19 protein-coding genes are annotated in these 20,108 nt (G+C 35.3%); 11 read left to right on the top strand and 8 right to left on the bottom strand.

Features of this window, described 5'->3' with window-relative positions; all coding sequences use genetic code 11:
- Positions 1-6 precede the first annotated feature (6 nt).
- The 7 genes from ACFQ3N_RS13670 to ACFQ3N_RS13640 all read left to right on the top strand — a co-directional run bounded on the left by ACFQ3N_RS13670 (position 7) and on the right by ACFQ3N_RS13640 (position 7,462).
- On the top strand, positions 7-822 hold the full coding sequence (locus tag ACFQ3N_RS13670; RefSeq protein WP_390363091.1) for an enoyl-CoA hydratase/isomerase family protein: 816 nt from the start codon (positions 7-9) through the stop codon (positions 820-822).
- Positions 823-877: 55 nt separating this feature from the next.
- The gene (locus ACFQ3N_RS13665; protein WP_390363090.1) at positions 878-3,025 is read left to right on the top strand and encodes an acetate--CoA ligase family protein; all 2,148 of its coding nucleotides are present in this window, start codon (positions 878-880) and stop codon (positions 3,023-3,025) included.
- A gap of 117 nt (positions 3,026-3,142) precedes the next feature.
- Complete coding sequence (locus tag ACFQ3N_RS13660; RefSeq protein WP_390363089.1) at positions 3,143-3,940, top strand: ABC transporter permease; 798 nt, start codon at positions 3,143-3,145, stop codon at positions 3,938-3,940.
- 36 nt (positions 3,941-3,976) lie between these two features.
- Complete coding sequence (locus tag ACFQ3N_RS13655) at positions 3,977-5,077, top strand: ABC transporter substrate-binding protein (protein WP_390363088.1); 1,101 nt, start codon at positions 3,977-3,979, stop codon at positions 5,075-5,077.
- A gap of 23 nt (positions 5,078-5,100) precedes the next feature.
- Positions 5,101-5,886: an ABC transporter ATP-binding protein gene (locus ACFQ3N_RS13650; RefSeq protein WP_390363087.1), complete on the top strand. Its 786-nt coding sequence runs from the start codon at positions 5,101-5,103 to the stop codon at positions 5,884-5,886.
- 171 nt (positions 5,887-6,057) lie between these two features.
- A complete protein-coding gene (locus tag ACFQ3N_RS13645) occupies positions 6,058-6,837 on the top strand; it encodes an ABC transporter permease (protein WP_390363086.1) in 780 nt (259 codons plus the stop codon).
- Positions 6,838-7,168: 331 nt separating this feature from the next.
- A complete protein-coding gene (locus ACFQ3N_RS13640; protein WP_390363085.1) occupies positions 7,169-7,462 on the top strand; it encodes a DUF1292 domain-containing protein in 294 nt (97 codons plus the stop codon).
- Between the two features lie 90 nt (positions 7,463-7,552).
- Here ACFQ3N_RS13640 and ACFQ3N_RS13635 read toward each other — a convergent pair whose 3' ends face one another.
- From ACFQ3N_RS13635 to ACFQ3N_RS13600, 8 genes are all read right to left on the bottom strand, one after another.
- Complete coding sequence (locus ACFQ3N_RS13635) at positions 7,553-8,341, bottom strand: DUF2935 domain-containing protein (RefSeq protein ID WP_390363084.1); 789 nt, start codon at positions 8,339-8,341, stop codon at positions 7,553-7,555.
- A 142-nt stretch (positions 8,342-8,483) separates the two neighbouring features.
- The gene (locus tag ACFQ3N_RS13630) at positions 8,484-8,627 is read right to left on the bottom strand and encodes a hypothetical protein (protein WP_390363083.1); all 144 of its coding nucleotides are present in this window, start codon (positions 8,625-8,627) and stop codon (positions 8,484-8,486) included.
- 173 nt (positions 8,628-8,800) lie between these two features.
- Positions 8,801-9,841: a sigma-70 family RNA polymerase sigma factor gene (locus tag ACFQ3N_RS13625; RefSeq protein ID WP_390363082.1), complete on the bottom strand. Its 1,041-nt coding sequence runs from the start codon at positions 9,839-9,841 to the stop codon at positions 8,801-8,803.
- A 118-nt stretch (positions 9,842-9,959) separates the two neighbouring features.
- On the bottom strand, positions 9,960-10,742 hold the full coding sequence (locus ACFQ3N_RS13620; RefSeq protein ID WP_390363081.1) for a DUF817 domain-containing protein: 783 nt from the start codon (positions 10,740-10,742) through the stop codon (positions 9,960-9,962).
- A gap of 88 nt (positions 10,743-10,830) precedes the next feature.
- Entirely contained in the window at positions 10,831-11,052 is a 222-nt protein-coding gene (locus ACFQ3N_RS13615; protein WP_390363080.1) for a helix-turn-helix domain-containing protein, read from the bottom strand.
- A gap of 10 nt (positions 11,053-11,062) precedes the next feature.
- Positions 11,063-11,539 carry a DUF2975 domain-containing protein gene (locus ACFQ3N_RS13610; protein ID WP_390363079.1) on the bottom strand — a complete coding sequence of 159 codons (477 nt, stop codon included), beginning with the start codon at positions 11,537-11,539 and terminating at the stop codon, positions 11,063-11,065.
- 654 nt (positions 11,540-12,193) lie between these two features.
- On the bottom strand, positions 12,194-12,511 hold the full coding sequence (locus ACFQ3N_RS13605) for a TIGR04104 family putative zinc finger protein (RefSeq protein WP_390363078.1): 318 nt from the start codon (positions 12,509-12,511) through the stop codon (positions 12,194-12,196).
- A gap of 207 nt (positions 12,512-12,718) precedes the next feature.
- A complete protein-coding gene (locus ACFQ3N_RS13600; protein ID WP_390363077.1) occupies positions 12,719-13,057 on the bottom strand; it encodes a YobA family protein in 339 nt (112 codons plus the stop codon).
- A gap of 214 nt (positions 13,058-13,271) precedes the next feature.
- Between ACFQ3N_RS13600 and ACFQ3N_RS13595 the strand changes: the two genes are divergently transcribed.
- The 4 genes from ACFQ3N_RS13595 (at position 13,272) to ACFQ3N_RS13580 (ending at position 20,105) form a co-directional block, all read left to right on the top strand.
- Positions 13,272-14,570: a DUF4139 domain-containing protein gene (locus ACFQ3N_RS13595; RefSeq protein ID WP_390363076.1), complete on the top strand. Its 1,299-nt coding sequence runs from the start codon at positions 13,272-13,274 to the stop codon at positions 14,568-14,570.
- A 1,590-nt stretch (positions 14,571-16,160) separates the two neighbouring features.
- Positions 16,161-16,475: a DUF3870 domain-containing protein gene (locus ACFQ3N_RS13590; RefSeq protein ID WP_390363075.1), complete on the top strand. Its 315-nt coding sequence runs from the start codon at positions 16,161-16,163 to the stop codon at positions 16,473-16,475.
- 165 nt (positions 16,476-16,640) lie between these two features.
- Positions 16,641-17,870, top strand: a complete 1,230-nt coding sequence (locus tag ACFQ3N_RS13585) for a M20 family metallo-hydrolase (protein WP_390363074.1) — start codon at positions 16,641-16,643, stop codon at positions 17,868-17,870.
- Between the two features lie 900 nt (positions 17,871-18,770).
- A complete protein-coding gene (locus ACFQ3N_RS13580) occupies positions 18,771-20,105 on the top strand; it encodes a dihydroorotase (RefSeq protein ID WP_390363073.1) in 1,335 nt (444 codons plus the stop codon).
- Positions 20,106-20,108 lie beyond the last annotated feature (3 nt).

Below are 20,108 nucleotides of genomic sequence, written 5' to 3'. Positions count from 1 at the left end.
TTAATAATGAGTTATCAATTTATTGAGGCAAGTATAGATGGGAAACTAGGGTATATCACGTTAAATCGTCCAGATAAGCTTAACGCACTATCAGAGGCAATGTGGTTGGAATTAGAAGACGCAGTCCGTGAATTTTCTAATAACGATGATGTAAAGGTAATTATTATACGTGGTGCTGGTAGAGCATTTTCTGCGGGATTTGATATTACATCAGAAAAACTTGAAACGGTTCAAGATTGGTACAAACATACCAAGGTAGGCAATAATGCTTTATATGCGATTTGGAATAGCAAAAAGCCAGTAATCGCACAGGTACATCGTCATTGTTTAGGTGGTGCCCATTCACTAGCCTTAACTTGTGATCTTATTATCGCTTCTGATGATGCAAAATTTGGTGAACCTGAAGTATTACTTGGAACCTTTGCTCCATTTTTAATCTTACCTTGGGTCGTTGGAATGAAAAAATCAAAAGAATTGTTGTTTACTGGTGACACCATCCCTGCATCAGAAGCTAAAGAAATTGGTATCGTGAACAAAGTTGTTCCGCGTGACCAACTAGATGAGGTAACTAAATATATGGCGAACAAAATTGCGTTAAATGATTCCGTCACAAATGAAATCGTTAAGCAAGTGTCTAACAGAGCCTATGAAATTCAAGGAATTCTTGATGCGATGAAGGTATCAGAAGACATGTTTACGATTGTTGCTACTTCTGAAAAACCGGAAACAGATAAGTTCTTAAAAGTGGTAGAAGAAAAAGGATTTAAAGAAGCAACACGCCTCCGTGAAGAAAGCATAAAAACCGAAAGTATACGGTCTTGAGATAGGGGGGAGATTCCCCTCTGGTGAATAAAAAACCATGAGTGAGGTGATAAAAATGGAAGCAATAATAAGTAGTTACGAAAATATGGAATATTTAATGTCCCCTCGTTCCGTAGCAATCATTGGGTGTTCCGAAAAAAACATGGGTGGCGTTGCATTATCCAACTTATTAAATATGGGGTATGAAGGCGAAATTTATCCGGTACACCCAAAAAATAATACGGTATATGGATTGAGGTGTTATTCCTCAATAAGTGAGCTTCCTGATGGCGTAGAATGTGCGGTCATTGCACTTAAAAGCACTCGTGTAAAACAAACCTTAAAGGAACTGAACGAAAAGAACGTAAAAGCTGCCGTTATCTTGGCTAGTGGTTTTGCGGAAGTGAATGAAGAAGGGCAAAAGGAACAACAAGAGATTAGTCAATTGCTAAAGGAAAACGGGATAGCTGCCTGTGGTCCGAACTGTTTAGGGTTAATCAATGTGAATGAAATGACTCCTCTATATAGTGCGGATGCGCCTAGTTCACTCATACAAGGGGAAGTAGGTCTTGTGTCTCATAGTGGTTCCGCTTGTATTGCCTTGATGAGCTCTGGTAGTGATCTTGGGTTTAGCTATGTTATCTCTGCTGGAAATGAAGTGGGAATTACAACAGCAGATTATTTCCGTTTTCTCATTGAAGATGAAAAAACCAATATCGTTGTTGGTGTGTTAGAAAGTATTAAAAATCCGAAAGAGATGAGTGAGGTAGCGGAGTTAGCAAGAAAAAAGGGGAAACCCATTATCATCCTAAAAGTTGGAAAATCTGAAACCGGCGAAAAAACTGCTTTATCTCATACAGGTGCCATTATTGGTTCCTCCCATTTACATGAGGCTTTCTTAAAACAAAACGGGTTTATTGAAGTGAGCAGCTATGATGAAATCATAACGACCACTGCCCTTTTATCGAAACATCGGTTAAATCTACCAAAAAATAACGGGATAGGTGTCATGGCAATATCGGGTGGGCAACTTGCTTTATCTTGTGATATTGCTGAATCCGCTGGCTTGCAAATACCAGACATTGAGGAGAAGACAAAGGAAGATTTAGCAGTAGTTCTTCCGGAATATGCGACCATTTCCAACCCGTTAGATGGGACTAGTGATGCTTTATTTAACACTGAAATTTATAAAAAGTGTGTAATTGCATTGACCAACGACCCTAATATCGATTTACTGGCAATTTGTCAGGATGCGACCTCAGGTCTTGATTCTTCACAAAGTGCACTTTATCAAAATGTAGCACGAGCTATCGCGGATGTTTCAAAAAGTATCAAGAAACCTATTGTTGTTTTTACACACGTGTCTGGAGGGCTAGATGCACCAATACACAGAATCCTCAATTCGGCTGACATTCCTTTACTCCAAGGTGCTCATGCTAGTATGAAAGCCATAAAAAAATATATTGATTATGCAAATAGTATGGATCAACTAAGTCAAAGGAAAAAGAGTTACGACCAAGACAATCGTGAGTCATTAGATCTATATATATCTCATTTTAAAGGAACTAGTTTAAGTGAAAACGAGAGTAAAAGAGTACTTAGTCGCTATGAGATACCTGTTACAGCAGAGAAAGTGGCTAGTAAAGTTGAAGAAGCAAGAGATTATGCAACAGAAATAGGTTTTCCGGTAGCAATGAAAATCGACTCCCCAGATATTCTGCATAAAACTGAAGCAAAAGCTGTTAAATTATCTATTTCAGAAGACCAAAAAGTAATATCCTCTTTTAGTGAAATAATGGAAAATGCTAAAAAATTTCAACCGGATGCACGTATAAATGGTGTCCTTATTCAAGAGATGGTTCCTAAAGGCATTGAAACAATAGTTGCAGTTAAGAATGATCCGTTATATGGACATTATGTAACGTTAGGTATAGGTGGAACCTTAGTAGAAATGATAAAGGACTTTAGTATTCGAATATTACCTATTGATCAACAAGATGCATATGAAATGATTCATGAATTGAAATACAGTGAGATTTTTAAGGGGTATAGGGGTTCTAAGAAGGCAGATATTGATGAACTCGCTCATGTGATATTAAAGTTGTCAAACCTGGCAATTGATCACAAAAACTATTTTAACGAAATAGAAATTAATCCACTTGTTGTATTGGAAGAAGGAAGGGGAGTTAAAGCAGTAGATGCTTTAATAACAATTAATCGCTAGGTAGTAATGCTGAAGCAGTTCTAGTAATGAGATTCACTATACATCTCAGTTCCTAAGTAGCTACACATTGTCGTAATAGAAAAGTTGAATTAACTAATGGCGGAAGGAAGTGCGATGATGATTAATCGAAAGACCAAAAGGTGGTGGAATGTAAAAGAGTGGGCACCACATATTCTGACATTTGTTGTGATTATTGCTTTATGGGAAGGGGTAGTACGTGGACTGAATGTATCAAATGCTATATTCCCGACCGCAACAGATACGTTTGCTAGCCTTATTAATTTTTTCAAAAGCACTGAGTCTTTAATACACATATGGGCTACTCTTAGCGAGACCCTTTTAGGCTTCTTGATCGGGGGGGCAACAGGAGCTATCTTAGGTATTCTCATTGCTGAGATTCCTTCAATAAAAAAGCTAGTTTTCCCGTTTGTATTAGCTTTTAATTCCATTCCCAAAATGGCGATGGCTCCTCTGTTTCTTGTTTGGTTTGGTTACGGTATATCTTCAAAAGTTGCGATAGTTGTAGTTACTAGCTTTTTTCCTGTTCTAATTAATATGATGGTAGGTCTAAATAATATCGATAAATCACAGATTAAGTTACTTCAGGCTTATTCAGCTTCATCCTGGCAGATATTCCGGCGTGTGAAGCTGCCTGGTTCTCTTCCTTATCTGTTTGCAGGTCTAGAAATCGCCATCGTATTTAGTGTCATCGGTGCTATTGTCTCCGAATTAGTTGGTGCGAATAAAGGGCTCGGTTATCTAATGTTGTTTTATAATTCACAATTTAAAGTTGCAGAAATGTTCTCAGTACTGGTTGTCATGTCTATAATGGGTTACTTACTAGTGCTTTGTATACAGATTATCGCCGGGAAGGTTGTTTTTTGGCAAGGTAAATCGTCTAGAAAATCAGAGTAATTGGTTAAAAAATTTTTGAAAAAGGGGAGATTAATGATGTCTTATCGGTCAACTATTTTGGCAGTTGTGATCTTAGTTATATCACTTACATTGTTTGGCTGTGGATCTAAAACATCGGAGAATAAGTCAGAAATAAATAATGAAAAAGTAACGATAGCAATTGCTACTACTGATATTAATATTGGATATCCTTATGCCACCTTACCACTAGAGATGGGCTGGTATGAGGAGGAAGGCATTGATGTTAATGTTGTTCCTGGTGACGGCTCACAAGGGGTTATTCAACTTTTAGTTAGTGGTAAGGCTGATTTAGGGGTTATAAATACTGAGTCGGGAGTTATGGCTACTGCTAACGAACAAGTGGATGTTAAATCAGTGTATGCTGCCTCTAGGAAGAATGGTTACAGTTTTACTGTGATGGAAGATTCAGAGATAAACGATGTAGCAGATCTTGAAGGAAAGAATATTGGTTATCTTGATCTAGGTTCTGGTGGCGTGCCTTATGCTCATGCAAGATTTAAGGAAGCTGGTGTGCCTGTTGATTCAGTTGAAGAAATGAGTGTCGGATATGGTGCACAAGCATTTGAGGCACTTAAAAGTGGTACAGTCGATGCTTATGTTGTCTTTGCAGCCGGTCATGCTAGAGGTTTAGTATCGGGGTATGATATTAAAAAACTTCCTTTGGCAGATTGGCAGGATAATATGTATAACTTCAATCTGTATGCTACCGATAAATACATTAAAGAGGATGGAGATATTATAGAAAAAGTCGGGCGTGCTTTTGCAAAAGCAACAGTGTTTACTAAGACAAATCCTGAAGCAGTTGTTGACATCTTTTGGGATCAATATCCTGAGCAAGCACCCAAGAATCGTGATTCAAAGGCACTTGAATCTGACATGATTATTTTAGATGCACAATTAGACGATTTACGTGCAGAGGAATTACCGGTTGATTTTATGTGGGGTTCCCAAGAAGCAGATGCTTGGGAGTTTCAACAACAATTTATGCTAGATGAGGGTATGATAGAGGAAAAAGTTGATGTGAACTTACTTTTTGACAATCAGTTCCAGGACGAATTTATGGACTTTAATATTGAAGAAATTGTAAAGCAAGCTGAAGAATGGGAAATTAATTAAATGGTAAGGTTGGAGGTGATAGTGTGACCCTGTTAGAAAAGACAGTAGAAAAGACTCCTTGTATTGTGCTAAATAATGTGAATAAAATTTACAAAACACGTGAGGGAGAAGATTTGCATGCAGTGAAAGATATTTCTCTTACAGTTCAGGACGGTGAATTTCTTTCAGTAGTAGGTCCCAGTGGATGTGGTAAAAGTACGTTATTAACTCTTCTTTGTGGGTTGCTTGATGCCACAAGTGGCGACGTTTTGGTTGAAGGTGAGCCATTAAAGGGTCCGCGTCGTGACTTAGGGATTGTATTTCAACAACCATTACTTTTGCCATGGTTGCGGGTACTTGATAACGTGCTAATGCCGATTGACGTACAATCGCGGGACCGGTCCCAATATAAGAACCGTGCAATGGATTTACTTGATCTTGTTGGTTTAAAAGGGTTTGAAAACCGTTATCCCGGTGAACTTTCCGGTGGTATGCAACAGCGAGTTTCAATTGTGCGGGCCTTGATACATGATCCTTCGATACTATTAATGGATGAGCCATTTAGTGCTTTGGATGCTATGACGCGTGAAGAAATGAGCGCAGAGCTACAGCGTATATGGCAAGAAACTGGCAAAACTATTCTTTTCATTACCCATTCTATCTCAGAAGCTGTATTTCTTAGCGACCGTGTTGCTGTGATGACTCCTAGACCAGGGAGGATTTCGCAGGTTGTAGAGGTTGATCTTCCTCGACCGAGGCCTTTGGAAATAATGAATACTGACAAGTTTGGTGTTTATGCAAAACAGATTAGAAAAGTAATCGAAAAATAAAATGAACCATAAAAGCGGTTAATTGTGATGCTATTAGATTACCGATTTTGTTATTAGCCGTTCGACCACATCAATCTTTGTCAATGGAAATGTTTCATCTGGGATAATATCGATAATGTGTAAATAATATTTCTATTACTAAATTAACAAGCAGTTAAAGGGGGGATAATTATGCCTAGTGATGAGGGTAGGATTAGCGTCAGATGGAATGCAAGAGATATTGGCCTTTTACTACTAACATTTGTTGTTATTGTTGCTCTTTGGGAAGGTATAGTGCGAGCTTTTAATATTTCTGATAATATTTTCCCAACAGCAAGTGACGTTGGCCTGTACTTATTTTCCAACATTGTGGATGGCACATTTTTATCGCATTTTAAGGTTACCTTTATTGAAACGATTGGAGGTTTTGTGATTGGTAGTCTTGGTGCAATTGTATTAGGAGTGCTCGTTTCCGAAATTCGCTGGATAAATAATCTTATTTATCCATACATTCTTGCAACACAGGCAGTTCCAAAGGTTGCATTGGCTCCATTATTTTTAATTTGGTTTGGTTTTGGAATTTCATCAAAGATTGCTTTAGCTGTTACCATGGTTTTCTTCCCAGTTTTAGTAAATACAGTAACTGGTCTGCAAAATGCCAATGAGTCACAAATAAAGCTACTTCAAGCATATTCAGCTTCACGATGGCAAATTTTGCGCCGTGTAAAATTACCAGGTTCTCTTCCTTATATATTTGCTGGTCTCGAAATAGCGATAGTGCTATCTATCGTAGCTGCTGTAGTTTCTGAATTTGTTGGAGCTAATGCCGGACTTGGATATCTAATCATTATCTATAATAATCAACTTAATATGGCAGGACAATTTTCTGTGTTAATTCTTTTAGGAGTTGTTGGGATGGCTCTATCCGCGTTAATTCAAGGCATTTCCCGAAAGATTGTTTTCTGGCAGTGATTAGTTTATAACAACTAACGTTACTTATGGCTAATACACTTTATAAATGTTAAATATAATGGAAGGTAATTGTACTTAAAATGTTATGTCAAGCTCTGATAAGCAAACAATTGATGATAAAAGGGTCACATATTTTAGATATGACTAAAATGTGTGGTCTTTTATTAGTCTTACTAAAGGTAGAATTGTAATTGACAATAAGCCTAGGTAGGATCCTTCATCCTTGATAAGAGATATTTTCCCCAAAAATAGGGCATTAATTTTATGTGAAAGGGAAAGTATATAGAAGTAGAAAGTTAAACTTTAGATAGCTAGAGGAGGAATAGGTGAAATGGAACCGGTTAAAGTAGGCGAAGTCTTTACCATTAGTGATGAAACAACGGAAGAACAAGAGGTTGAAGTATTAGCAAAGGTCACATTAGAGGAAACAGATTATGTAGTTGTCAGTTTTTTAGAAGACTTAAAAGGAGTAAAAGAGGCAGAAGAAGCAAATGAAGAAGAAATTGACATCTTTTTTCTCAAAATAGACGAAAATGGTGAATTGGCAGCAGTTGAAACCGATGAGGAATTTGACAAAGTATCCGAGGCATTTGATGGAATATTGGGCGAGGATGTAGAAGCGTAATAACGTAAACAGAACTCCGTATTGCAGTAATAAAAAAGTCTCAGTTCAGTGAACTGAGATTTTTTCAACTTAAGGGAAAGTTAGTTGAAATCACGTTTGTTGCAAACTAGCTTCAAAAAAATCTATAATTTCTAAAAATCTCTCAGCTTCTCTAAATGTATGGTCAGCTAAAAGCGGATGAATGTTACTCTTGATTCGACATTCTTCTATTAACTCTCTTGCTGTTTTCTTAAAATCCCTCAACGAAGCAACCGATACTTTATTTTGGTCTAAAAATTGACTTAGCATTGGTCTGGTTTCAGATTGTGGTCGCATAGAGTTCAAATCAATAGCTTGAAAAACCAATTGATCAAAATCGTGACTAAATTCTCTTGCTTGTTCTACTAACTTTCTTTCTGAAGGGTCTAAAAGATGACCGATAAACTTAGCATGGTCTGCCATAATTTTAAGAAAGAAAACATTCTCTTCAATAATAGCTTCTTTTTTGGGAGCAAGTATTCCTTCATTGAGTTCTTTTAATCGATTTGCGAAGTATGCTGCTTCTCTACTAATGTGATCGACCAATAATGGATAATTATTTGAGATAATTTCACATCGTAACGTTAAACCTAATACTTTTCTCTTATAATTCCATATATTTACTGCTGCTTGATAAACTTCAATATTAAAAGTTTGAATTTGATTTAAGTCAGAGTTTACGGAGAACCTGCTCAACTTTTCCTCTATTCTTTCAAAAAGTGTGATAAACTGCTGCGCTTCATTAATTAATTTTTGTTGGTCATGGGTAAATCCCAAACTTAAAAACAATGAATGTTCTTTCATAATTCTAGACCAAAACCTAATCTCGTCTAATGACCTCACAACAATCGGGTTAGGCATTTTTAACCTCCTAATTACTCATCTCCTTTCATATGTATGAACCATATAATTGTCCAAATGCTAACTTTTATTATTTCCCTCTGATTTGTTGGCTTTTTGTTTTATAAATGACCATCGCATGAACATACAATTTAAGGTCATTTTAGAGTGCATTTTTAACAAATGCTTCACCATAGTATTCACGTAACGCTCCTGCACGTTCTTCCCATTCGATGGGATGACCATCGATTAACTTAATAAGTGCATCCAGGCATCTATGCCACCCTGCAGCAATATACTTCGCCATGATTGATCATCAAAGGTATGCATGAACGTCATGCGGCACCCTTGGCCATCATCAAATTGTATCTTTCTACCAATTTTGAGATCCGTTTCACCTGTTGCAAAAGGGTACTACTATCATACATTCCTCCTAGTACAACTACTCATTTACTTTAAGAAATTAAATTAAGTCCTTGTTTATAAACGAACGATATGTTCTCGTAATTGCAATCTTGCCCGATGTATACTTGTTTTAACTTTTGAAAGTTTCCAATTCATTACATCAGCAATTTCCTGATAGGATAATTCTTCATACTCTCGTAAAATTAAAACAGTTCTATACTCTTCTTTTAATGTTGATAAGTAACTGGCTATTTCTTCTGTACGTTCTGTTTCTTCGATATAATATTCTGGCTGTTGATAACTACTTTGCGTAAACTCAAATTTTTGTGTATCGAAATCAATCAGGTCTATCCGTTTATCTTTACGATACCAGGTTACAAATGTATTGTGAGCAATTCGATAAATCCAGGCCCTTATTGATTTACCTTTTTCTACTGACTGAATAGAGTTTAATACCTTAACAAATGTTTCCTGACATAAGTCTTTAGCAAGTTCTTCATTTTTAGCCATGCGGAAAATATAATAATAGATTTCCTGATAGTAAAGTCTATACAATTCTTCTGATTTCGAAAAACTTTTCGCAACGTTAACTGCTGAAAATAATGCTTGAAGATGGCTTGATTTGACATGTTCCATTGTGGTCATAATAGAGACGGTTCCAGTAATGGAGTCAGTGAAGTGAAAAGGTACAGAGATACACGCAGTATTATAAAGACAGGAATGGTAATGCTCCTTACCAAAAACCTGAACTGCTTCACCAAGATCTAAAGCCATAGAGATTGAATTGATTCCTGCACATTCCACACAAAATTGCACTCTAGGTGTGATACCTAATGAATGAACCTGATCTTGAATGGCTTCATCGCCGTACATTTCGATGATGGATCCCTCGTTATCGGAAACAACAATCAACACTGGAATACTACCAATATCCCAAATTACATTTTTCATAAACTGCTTTTCAAGGGAGAGGAAATCACTGTACGTAGACTTTTTTTGTTCCAATTCTTTTTCCGATAATTTTGTTTTAAACGTTGGTTTTTCATTTGGATCTATTTTTAATTCATTTTCACATGTAGCTTTTAATTTCTCTAAATACATCTGTTTCGTTGACATAGAAAACGCTCCTGTAGCTATTACTTTTAGTAAATAGTAACATATATCGCAGCTATTAGGTGCGATAATCGAAATGTTCTGAAATAGAAAAAACAACCATTCGAACGGGGCGAATTTCTTACCTCGTATCGATCCTAGTGGAATCTTTCCCCTTAACCTGCTTTAACTGCGCTACGATAAGAAAGCTAACAATTACTAATAAGAGCCATGAACTTATCTTTCCTAGATGAACGAGACTCCATGCGTCCGTTTGGTCTGGGTATTCCCAAGCTCCAAAGAACGTTGCGATATTTTCGGCAATCCATATAAAAAATCCGATGAGCATAAAAGAAAGTGCAATTGGCATACGATAACGAGTTCCACCCACCTCGTAAGTGACCCAAGATTTCCAAAAGGCAATTATCACAAGTCCAGATAACAAAAACCGGACGTCAACCCAATAATGGTGGGTGAAAAAATTCAAATAAATCGCAGCTGCAAGAAATACGACTACCAAGAATGGTGGCCACTTAACCAGTTCAACCTTAAGTCTTCTCCACGCCTGACAAAGGTAACTCGCAACACTTGCATACAAGAATCCGCTATATAAAGGTACACCTAAAATCTTGAAATATCCTTCCTCTGGATAAGACCAGGAGCCCATGTGTACCTTGAAAAGTTCAAGAGCAAGTCCAATAAGGTGGAACAAGGTAATCACCTTTAGTTCATCCCGTGTTTCCAGCCCAGAACGCACCATCCACCATTGCATCAGAAAGCAGATGATGAGCAACCAGTCATACCGTGGCAGGAAGGGAAGGGCTATGATTTGTGTCAATGCCAAAGAGGCAAAAATAACGACAGGGAACAAACATGATAGGGCCTGCTCCCACCCAAAACGAATGAGTTGTTTTAGTGCTCTCATGATTTGTGCCTCCAAAGGTTTTTCCTTAAATAGATGGGGGTTACACATAGGGTTCACCCTCGATTAACTTTCTTTTCCTTTCCATGTATTATTCTTTGGTGTCTTGATCACTTCGGTATTCTAAAATATCCCCAGGCTGACAGTCTAATGCCTTGCAAATCGCTTCTAAAGTGGAAAGCCTGATTGCTTTTGCCTTTCCATTTTTCAATATAGAAAGATTAGCCATCGTTATTCCAACCTTTTCTGAAAGTTCGGTAACACTCATTTTCCTTTTAGCCAGCATCACATCAATATTGATTATTATTCCCATGTTATTCACCTCAGACTATTAAGTCATTTTCTGATTTTATATCGATGGCTTCTTGTAAAAGTCTTTGAAGAACAGCAGCAAAGACTGCGATCACCAGGGAAGCAAAGGCAGGGACCGTTCCAATTATGATCAGACCTGGTGCATCGTCTAGCTCTGCTACGAGATAAACAAATGGCAGCATGACCACATACAAACCACTAATTGTTATTGCACAGAATTTGATCTTCTGCAGAGATTTAACAGACAATTCCGAGAACGCCTTGTTCTTGTCAATATAGCTTAATAGTTTAAAAGCCTGATACAGTGCAGCGAAAAACGGTATCACTGATCCATACAAACCTATTAAAATGGGGTATAGTATATGGGCATAATCTGGATTTACTGGATTATTAGCTAACCAGGGCAAGCCAAATATAGACAAAATAAGAACTGGAATTCCAATCAGAAAAACAGCTATCTTTAAAAAAAGTGTTGTTCCACGTTTCATAAAAAGCACCTCACTAATTTATTGTAGATTTGATTTTACCACGGAATTTATCGTTTTACAATAAATAATTACTGTTTATGGTTATGTTTTTACTGTTTTGCAATTTAGACAAGGATAAAAAGCGTTTCTCATTACAAAGAAATGCTTTATAGATATATACGATTCCAATAATAACCAGAAATACAAGTTCACAAAACTGTTATGTTAAAAAATCTATGACTAAATAAAACGCGTAAAAACAAGCAAGCTACTTTTTGGGTAGCTTGCTTGTTTTAGGTAGAAATTCTAGTTCACGTCTTGTTTCGGGGTGGTCTAATAGAGAGAAGGTGGTGATCTGTTTATGTTTTTTCAACTCTTGCTACTCGTTACTCAAATAACATCATTTTCACCGTTTAATCTTTTCACTTCTTTTTCCAAGTAATCTAACCTTCTATGAATTCGATATATAATTGGAAGATATGCAACAATAACAATGATTACCCAACCCATTTGTCTTCCCCCTTTTTAGCATCTTTTTTTTATAAAAAAACTACATCTTGCTAAACTATTCTGCTTATATAAGTTGCACCTGATACTATTAAATTTCTTCTTACACTATCCTGCGTCATTTAGTGGAATAGCGTTCGCTCAGCTTATTAAGCAATCGCGCTATTTTCACTGTTTGTCCTCAAAAAAGTTAATGTATTCTTCCTTGCTACTTGTCTCTACTAAAAACGGATAAAACAGCAGGACGAGAATAGATAAAATGGGAATTAGGCTGAGCAAGATGGTTCCTGGAATATCAAAGAAGACCTGAATAAGAAGTGGCGATAGGACAATAGGATAAAAAAAGCTACTTTTCATTTTTGACTTTTGTGTTTGATATTGTTTTTCATCGCAATAAGGGCAGGTCATTGCAGGGTCTAATGTAGTGATTTTTTTGATAGTTTGTTTCCAACTCCACTTATTGTTGCAATTATCGCAAGTTGGCAATTAAATCACTTCCTACTCCTAAAATTTGAGTTTGTCACTTATTATTGTATAAATTTCATAAGCAAAATATCCTAATAAATATCCCTATCCAGCTCATTTATCTTCTGAAATAACTCTTCCTATTCAAGCGAGTATAGTCTTAAAAGTTTGTTGAACAAGGATGTGACTCCTTATTCAAGGAAAGCATCCGTTTATGTTAACAAAACTTTACTCTATAACCTCAATTTTTTTGGCGCCTGCTTGCGCTGGGTAGGATTCGTCTATGCCACCATCAATCCAAACCCTTACATTATCACCTTTCTCAAAAGTACTTGAATCATCATAACTTAGATTTATTAGGCTTATATGTCCAGATAATCTATCTATCTCATTAACCGTTTTATCCTTAATCTCCTCATATTTTTCTATTGATATATCCTCTGCAACTAAAAGCCTTTGCTCATCAATTTCAATTATATAGCCCTCAATATCTGGTTCCGAACATGCAACTGTAAAAATAAGTACAAACATGAGTAAGACTGTTTTGATGTGCTTATATTTTCTCACCATTTTCTCCCCCTCAACCACTGTTGTTTAAGTATCCTGCGTCTTTACTTGAAGTACATTTTTCACAATATCTACTTCAAGTTTAACATAAAATTCCATATAAACTCTGGGTGGTTTAATAAACATAACGACCATACCTATACACGATTTTGCACAGCTCTTCCTGTATACTAAATGAAGAGTGAAAATGACATTTTATGGGGAGCGTGTACTTATGGTTTTCAAGTCAATTAGTAAAGAAACAACTGACTTAGCAATTACGGTATATAATGCTAATTTTGCCGTGGTGAAGGAAAAAAGGGATTTTAGATTATACGATCAGGATGAAACGATTCATTATATGAATGTATCGGAACAGATTGAGACAGACTCGATCATTATTAAAGGCTTGTCCATCCGTGAATTGAATTTTGATCATGATTTGGTGGATAAACATAAACTGCTTAAAAAATATATCGATCAAACGGTTTATTTGTACAACCCGAAAATTAAATTAAAGGTTGAATACCGTCTCTTAAGTGTGGATGGGGGAATTATACTGGAAAACACCAATACAAACGAAATTGTCATCGATCCAGAAGAGGAAGTCATTTTACCAAAATTGCCAGAAGGACTTATTGTGAAACCATCACTCATCTGGAAGGTCCGGCCGCAAAGAACAAGAGAAATTGACGTCACCTATACAACCGGTGGATTACAATGGAATGCCAATTATGTGATCTATTTACATGAGCAATCGCTCGACTTAACTGGATGGGTACTGCTCGAAAACAATACAGGATCCACGTTTAAAGATGCCCGGCTAAAACTAGTTGCCGGGGATGTAAACAAAACAACCAATCTACCAAACCATTCAACTGATTATATTGTCTACGATCAAGTGGACGCAGATTACGCATTTGAGGAAAAAAGCTTCAACGATTATCACCTTTATACACTTCAGGAAAAAACCACATTAAAAAGTAACCAGGAAAAACAGATCAATTTGCTGGACGTCAGTAACATCCAATACAAGAAATACTACGAGTGCGAATATGGCGATGATCAGGTTAATATCATCCTGGAATTTCAAAACACCAAAGAGAACCAGCTTGGCATGCCATTTCCAAAAGGGAAAGTAAAGGTATATAGTCAGGACACCGATGACGGGGATCTGGAATTTATCGGAGAAGATAGAATCAGCCACACACCTAAAGAAGAGCCGATTCGATTACAGTTAGGCCAAGCATTTGATATCGTCTGTGACAGCAGAGAAACTGACAGTTATCGAGAAGGAAAACTAGAATACTATACCTTTGAATATGAAATCAAGAATCACAAGGAGCAAGCCATTTCAATGAAAGTGAAACATCCCTTAAGACAGAAATTCAGCGAGATTGCGGAAACCACCCACGATTACCGTAAAGTTGATACGAGAACGATAGAATTCTTAGTAGAAGTTCCGGCAAATGAGAAGGAAACGATTCGCTTTGGGTATGTGGTAGATCATAGTATTAATGTGAGTATTCGGTAGTAGTTTTTAGTAACATTGTTATAGAATTACTAATGTGATATTTTCAACAGTATAGATATTTGCCCAAAATGTCACTCAATCCCAATCAATATTGTACAAATTAATTCCGAATAGGTATCTGAATAATATTAGTTCATTTTTGGATTGAACTGACAGCGTTTATAAAGAGTTAGCATTCCTTTGACATAATATATATTCAATTCGGAGTAGATTCAACTTATTAGGTTGGAGGGGGAACTATCGTATCGGCCCCTCTAATTATCAAGTGTGACTTCGTTCCTTATGTTCATAATTTCAGTGAATGATAAGTACTAGAATTTTGCCCAGTTCTGAAGATAAAATACTACCATCGTACTTTTTGATTTTTCTATAGAACAATCGGAAACTGTAATATAATGTTATTCATTTTTTTCTTATTAATTTCCAAATGAAATCGGATGCTGTCCTCTAATTAGGATTGCGTCCGTTCTGTTTGTTTTAAATTATTTAAAGTAGTTATACCTTCGCTAATGAAAAAGGTAAATTAGATGGTTCCGATAGCTTACATGAAGTTACTAACTCCTATTTGTTTTTGTAAGATAAATTACAAATTAAATAATAAAACGTAAAATGAAAGGAACACAAATACTAAAGGAGTAATTTTAGATGATAAATTGGGGTTATTTGAAAAAAGGCAAGGGCTTTTTGAACTATTTATTAAAATAATGTGAATGATAAATTTCCAGTTCACATTATTAAAAATAAAAATACTCCTACGAAAAGTAGGAGGAAGGAAAATGACGATCCAAGGAAAGACTTGAAGCGTCTAACTCGGCGAATGCCGAGAGTCTATGAAATTTTTGTGTTGATCAATAAACTCAACGATTTCAGTCTCGTTTATTTTTTCCGAATATGGCCATAGCCTTTTTTAAGATTTCGTTTTCCTCCTGCAACTTAAGCATTTGTTTTTTCATCTTCATTATACTTTTCGCCTGTATTTTTGTTTCCCTTATGGACACAACCTTTCTCTTATATAGTCTAGTCAATTTTCAAAAACTTAACTAAGTTATGTTCATGAATCTATACTTGATATTTATATTAAAGGAACATTTAACAATGTCGCCGAAATATTTGATACATCAGGGATTGATAGGGGTTCTTTTTACACTGAATTAAAAAAGAGGGGAGTAACTCCTCGCAAATATAGATAGTTAAAGCAAACAGTATCGTAGAAGTTAGTTACATAATTATATCAAATATGAATTATTACAATGATAAAAAAGGGGTGATACCATTGTTGAACGAAAGACTGTGTATTTTTCCAAATACATTCAAATACATTCAAGAAGAGGACATCTTAACACTTCCGAATAATATAAACCAAGATGAATTATATAGGTGTTCAATTACCATACCTTTTAACTCTTCTTTTCCGTCTTCTTAATACTCTCTGTGAACCATTGATTTAATTTCATTTTTCATTCGGATGCAGAGTTATTTTGATTATTATAAAAATTCATTGTTGACAGATAACTTAATGTTATGTAATATATATGATATAAATTTATAATTCATTTGCATATACTAAAAAAATAAAAGCGGTGGTAACAGATGGAGGAGTTGAACACAGTACTGGTAACTGGTTATTCAAAAGCACCACAAGGAACATCTATGTATGAAAGCTATAAATATGCTGGGATTGTTTTAGAAATTAATATGGATAATCACAGGATAATTAATGCTGATTTTACTTTTTTAGCAGCATTAACAAAGGATTTTTTTCAAAGATTAGTAATAGGATATGATATAAGTGGAAATTTGGATCCCTTAATAAGTAAGATTCAAAGGCATTACGTAGCGCCTTCTCAACAAGCAGTCATAGTTGCTTTACAATCAGCTGTACAAAGATATTTAAATAGAAAGTAAATATTTAAACCAAAGAACATGGGATTTATATGTGGTAGATTGGCAAAACCAATTTAATTAATCATATTAAACCCGATAATTGTAGAGTGGCAAAAAATCATTAGTATTTTTTGCTTAACTTTGCATATTATCGGGTTTTTAATTTTATGAAAAGGAGTGTAATTTATGAATGAAGACCTAAAAATTAATTTAGAAAGGTTAATTTCTACTTTTGATACTAGTTCAAGTATAGGAGTAACAAAAAATAATGGTTTAAATAGAATAGGCTTAACCTCCGATGATAAAAAAATGAGGGATATATTTGTAGAATGGTTAAAGGATGAGGGGTTGGATATTAGAATAGATGACTTAGGTAATATTTATGGTAAAAGGTGTGGTACCTCCCCTGATGAAAATCCAGTTGTTATCGGATCCCACCTAGACACACAACCTAATGGAGGTAGGTTTGATGGGATATTAGGAGTACTGTCAAGTTTGGAAGTTATTCGTGTATTAAATGAAAAAGATATAAAGACGAAAAGATCTATTGAAATAGTTAATTTTACTCTTGAAGAAGGCGCTCGATTTGGAATTCCAATGGAAGGGTCAGGTGTTATAACAGGTAATTATGAGAAAGAGTATGTATATAAATTAAATGACAAAAATAATGTTACATTTAAAGAAGCACTGGAATCAATAGGATATCGAGGAGAAATCGTTAATAGATTAAAGAATCCTGGTTTTTTTGTTGAACTGCATATAGAGCAGGGGCCAATGTTGGAGATAAATGATAAACAAATTGGTATTGTAGAGGGAGTTAAAGGTGTTACTAAGTTTGAAGTGGTGATAGAAGGTCAGGCCAGTCATGCTGCATATCCTGCTATCGGTAGAAGAGATGCACTTGTAGCTTCTTCAGAAATGGTATTATTTATAGATTCAATTACTGAACAATTTGATGATTTATCAACAACAGTCGGAGTATTTGAAGTATCTCCGTCACTTTATAGCATGAGTGCAGGCAGAGTTAAATTTACATTTGATGTACGACACATCAATGATCAAATAAGAGCAAAAGCTATCAAATTAATTATTAATGAAATTAAAAAAATTGCTAATGAGAAGACCTTAAATTACGAGGTAAATGAATTTTGGAATATAGATGGAACGTACTTTTCAAATAAAATTAACAATCTAATAGAAAATTCAATAGTTAAAAGAGATTATACATATCAATATATAACTAGTGGAGCAGGTCATGATGCTAAATTTTTTAATGATTTATGTGATTCTACAGTTATATTTACTCCAAGTAAGGATGGCTTAAGTCACTGTGAAGAAGAATTCACCTCATTTGATGACATTGAAAAAGCCGCAAATGTCCTTTTAGATATCACCTATGATTTAGCAAATAAATAGACTCTCGGAGTTTTTAGAGTGAAATCAGCAATAATTTCTAAAAAGTCCCTGGAAATAGCACCTAATTTGGTAAGTGGAGGGTTATTTTTAAAGTGTTTTCAAAATGGGCATGCCAAAGAACCCTAAGGCTTTTATTTTTAAAAATTAATAGTAGTTAGGCTACAGACTGAAAAATATGGCCTTTCAAAAATGCAAGATCATCTTTTTGATGAATATACCAAGCATCTATGTGCTGACACATCATGATTCCAAAAATACGCACGTACCACATCATAGTTGAACGATGATTGCCAGCTTCTAAATAGTTAATCGACCTTCTCATGCTTGGTTTGAGCGTTCTACAGAAGAGCGTCGTTTGTAGATTAATTTCCATTTATCTGTTTCCCTTGATGTTTTGGGAACAAACGCAGGTTATCTTTATGGTGCGTATGGTAGATTCGTTCGTATTTGGCAGTAGAACAAGGTGTTTTTCGCTCCACATGCCAGTGGACAACGTATTTTTGGCAGTTCTGTATGCGATCGTAGCCGTTTGGTTTCATATTTTTTTGATGGGGCAAATAGGTACCCCTTCTGGTGAAATTTGAATATCACCTCCAGTTTTGATGTTTTTCTTGGCCCGTTTGTTTAGATCAATGATGGGTTCCGCTTGTATATGATCAATCAATTGATAAATGGCTTTGGAATCATGTGAAGCATTAAAAAGCATTTTATCCGCCCAAGTTTAGTCGTTGCAAAAACTCAAAATAATGTGAATGATAAATTTCCATTTCATATTATTTGAAATAAAAAATACTCCTATGAAAAGTAGGAGGAAGAAAAAGTGACGGTCCAAGAAAAGCCTTGAACCGTCTAACTCGGCGAATGCCGAGAGTCTATATAAATAAAAGGAGGGATAACAAATTGGAATTTTTCGACTTAATTTTAAATGGTAAAGTTGTGTTGGAAAACAAGATAATTCAAGGAGAAATAGGAGTTAAAGATGGAATGATTATTTATATTTCCCCTGACAAAAGTGATAATCAATCAAAAGTTAGGATGAAATATGATGACTGTTATATTTTTCCTGGGTTGATTGACCCACATGTTCATAGTTTAAGTAATCCTAACGAAGGAATTAAAAAGACTACTCGACTAGCAGCAGATGGCGGATTTACAACGATATTTGATATGCCATTTGATTACAATAGCCCTATTACGAATAAAAGAGCGTTAAAAGAAAAGATTAAGGTAATTGAAAAAGAGGCATTTGTTGATGTGGGTTTATGGGGTACAATAACAAAATATGGAGGATATTCCCAAATTAAAGATCTAGCTAATCTAGGTGTAATAGGAATAAAAATGTCAACATTTGAAACTGATGAAAGTAGGTTTCCGAGAATTCCAGATTCAGGGATTGTAAGGGCTTTCAGAGAAATAAAAGAAATTGATTTAATTGCTGCTTTTCATGCAGAAAATGATGAAATTGTAAAAGACTTAATAAATGAATTTAAAAAAGGTGATAAAAAGTATTTAGGAGCACATGGTGAGACTAGACCTCCATACACTGAAACAGCAGATATATTAAAATTAATGGAATTTGCTTACTGGACTGATGCAAAAATACATTTCGTACACGTGAGCCATCCAAGGAGTATAGATCTAATAAATTATTTCAAGAGACAAGGGTTAAAGGTGACAGCAGAGACTTGCTATCAATATCTTTTATTAAGTGATGATGATTTGAAAACTAAAGGTCCCAATGCCAAAGTTAACCCTCCATTAAGAGACAGAAGATCAAGAGAATTAATGTGGGATAAATTATATAAAGGTGAAATTGATTTTATAACAACAGATCATGCAATATGGGATGTGAAAAATAAAGAAAAAGGTTATAAAGATATATTTACTGCTCCATCAGGAATGCCAGGATTATCAATAGTTGCCTCATTAGTTTTTAGTGAGGGAGTATTAAAAAGCAAGATATCTCCAATTGATTATGGAAAATTAATGTCAACAAATATAGCTGATGTTTTTGGGATTAAGCAAAAAGGAAGAATTAAAAAAGGTAATGATGCTGATTTTACTATAATTGATCCAAATATTGAATGGGTGATACAAGATGAGTTATCACCATTTAATGGGAAGGAGGTTAGGGGGCAAGTGAAAAAGACTATTTTAAGGGGGGATGTTATTTATTCAAATAAAAAAAAGATAGATAACCAAAATTCAGGAAAGTATGTAACGAAAAACAATTAAGTA

Source organism: Virgibacillus byunsanensis (assembly GCF_042675965.1).
GTDB classification, from domain to species: Bacteria; Bacillota; Bacilli; order Bacillales; family Amphibacillaceae; genus Virgibacillus_R; species Virgibacillus_R byunsanensis.
The sequence above is the reverse complement of the archived record's forward strand: the minus strand, read 5'-3'. Positions and strand labels throughout refer to the sequence as shown.

Coding starts and splice junctions, on each gene's coding strand:
- ACFQ3N_RS13670 (WP_390363091.1), top strand. CDS start 7: ATGAGTTATCAATTTATTGAGGCAAGTATAGATGGGAAACTAGGGTAT.
- ACFQ3N_RS13665 (WP_390363090.1), top strand. CDS start 878: ATGGAAGCAATAATAAGTAGTTACGAAAATATGGAATATTTAATGTCC.
- ACFQ3N_RS13660 (WP_390363089.1), top strand. CDS start 3,143: ATGATTAATCGAAAGACCAAAAGGTGGTGGAATGTAAAAGAGTGGGCA.
- ACFQ3N_RS13655 (WP_390363088.1), top strand. CDS start 3,977: ATGTCTTATCGGTCAACTATTTTGGCAGTTGTGATCTTAGTTATATCA.
- ACFQ3N_RS13645 (WP_390363086.1), top strand. CDS start 6,058: ATGCCTAGTGATGAGGGTAGGATTAGCGTCAGATGGAATGCAAGAGAT.
- ACFQ3N_RS13640 (WP_390363085.1), top strand. CDS start 7,169: ATGGAACCGGTTAAAGTAGGCGAAGTCTTTACCATTAGTGATGAAACA.
- ACFQ3N_RS13635 (WP_390363084.1), bottom strand. CDS start 8,341: ATGCCTAACCCGATTGTTGTGAGGTCATTAGACGAGATTAGGTTTTGG.
- ACFQ3N_RS13630 (WP_390363083.1), bottom strand. CDS start 8,627: ATGGCGAAGTATATTGCTGCAGGGTGGCATAGATGCCTGGATGCACTT.
- ACFQ3N_RS13625 (WP_390363082.1), bottom strand. CDS start 9,841: ATGTCAACGAAACAGATGTATTTAGAGAAATTAAAAGCTACATGTGAA.
- ACFQ3N_RS13620 (WP_390363081.1), bottom strand. CDS start 10,742: ATGAGAGCACTAAAACAACTCATTCGTTTTGGGTGGGAGCAGGCCCTA.
- ACFQ3N_RS13615 (WP_390363080.1), bottom strand. CDS start 11,052: ATGGGAATAATAATCAATATTGATGTGATGCTGGCTAAAAGGAAAATG.
- ACFQ3N_RS13610 (WP_390363079.1), bottom strand. CDS start 11,539: ATGAAACGTGGAACAACACTTTTTTTAAAGATAGCTGTTTTTCTGATT.
- ACFQ3N_RS13595 (WP_390363076.1), top strand. CDS start 13,272: ATGGTTTTCAAGTCAATTAGTAAAGAAACAACTGACTTAGCAATTACG.
- ACFQ3N_RS13590 (WP_390363075.1), top strand. CDS start 16,161: ATGGAGGAGTTGAACACAGTACTGGTAACTGGTTATTCAAAAGCACCA.
- ACFQ3N_RS13585 (WP_390363074.1), top strand. CDS start 16,641: ATGAATGAAGACCTAAAAATTAATTTAGAAAGGTTAATTTCTACTTTT.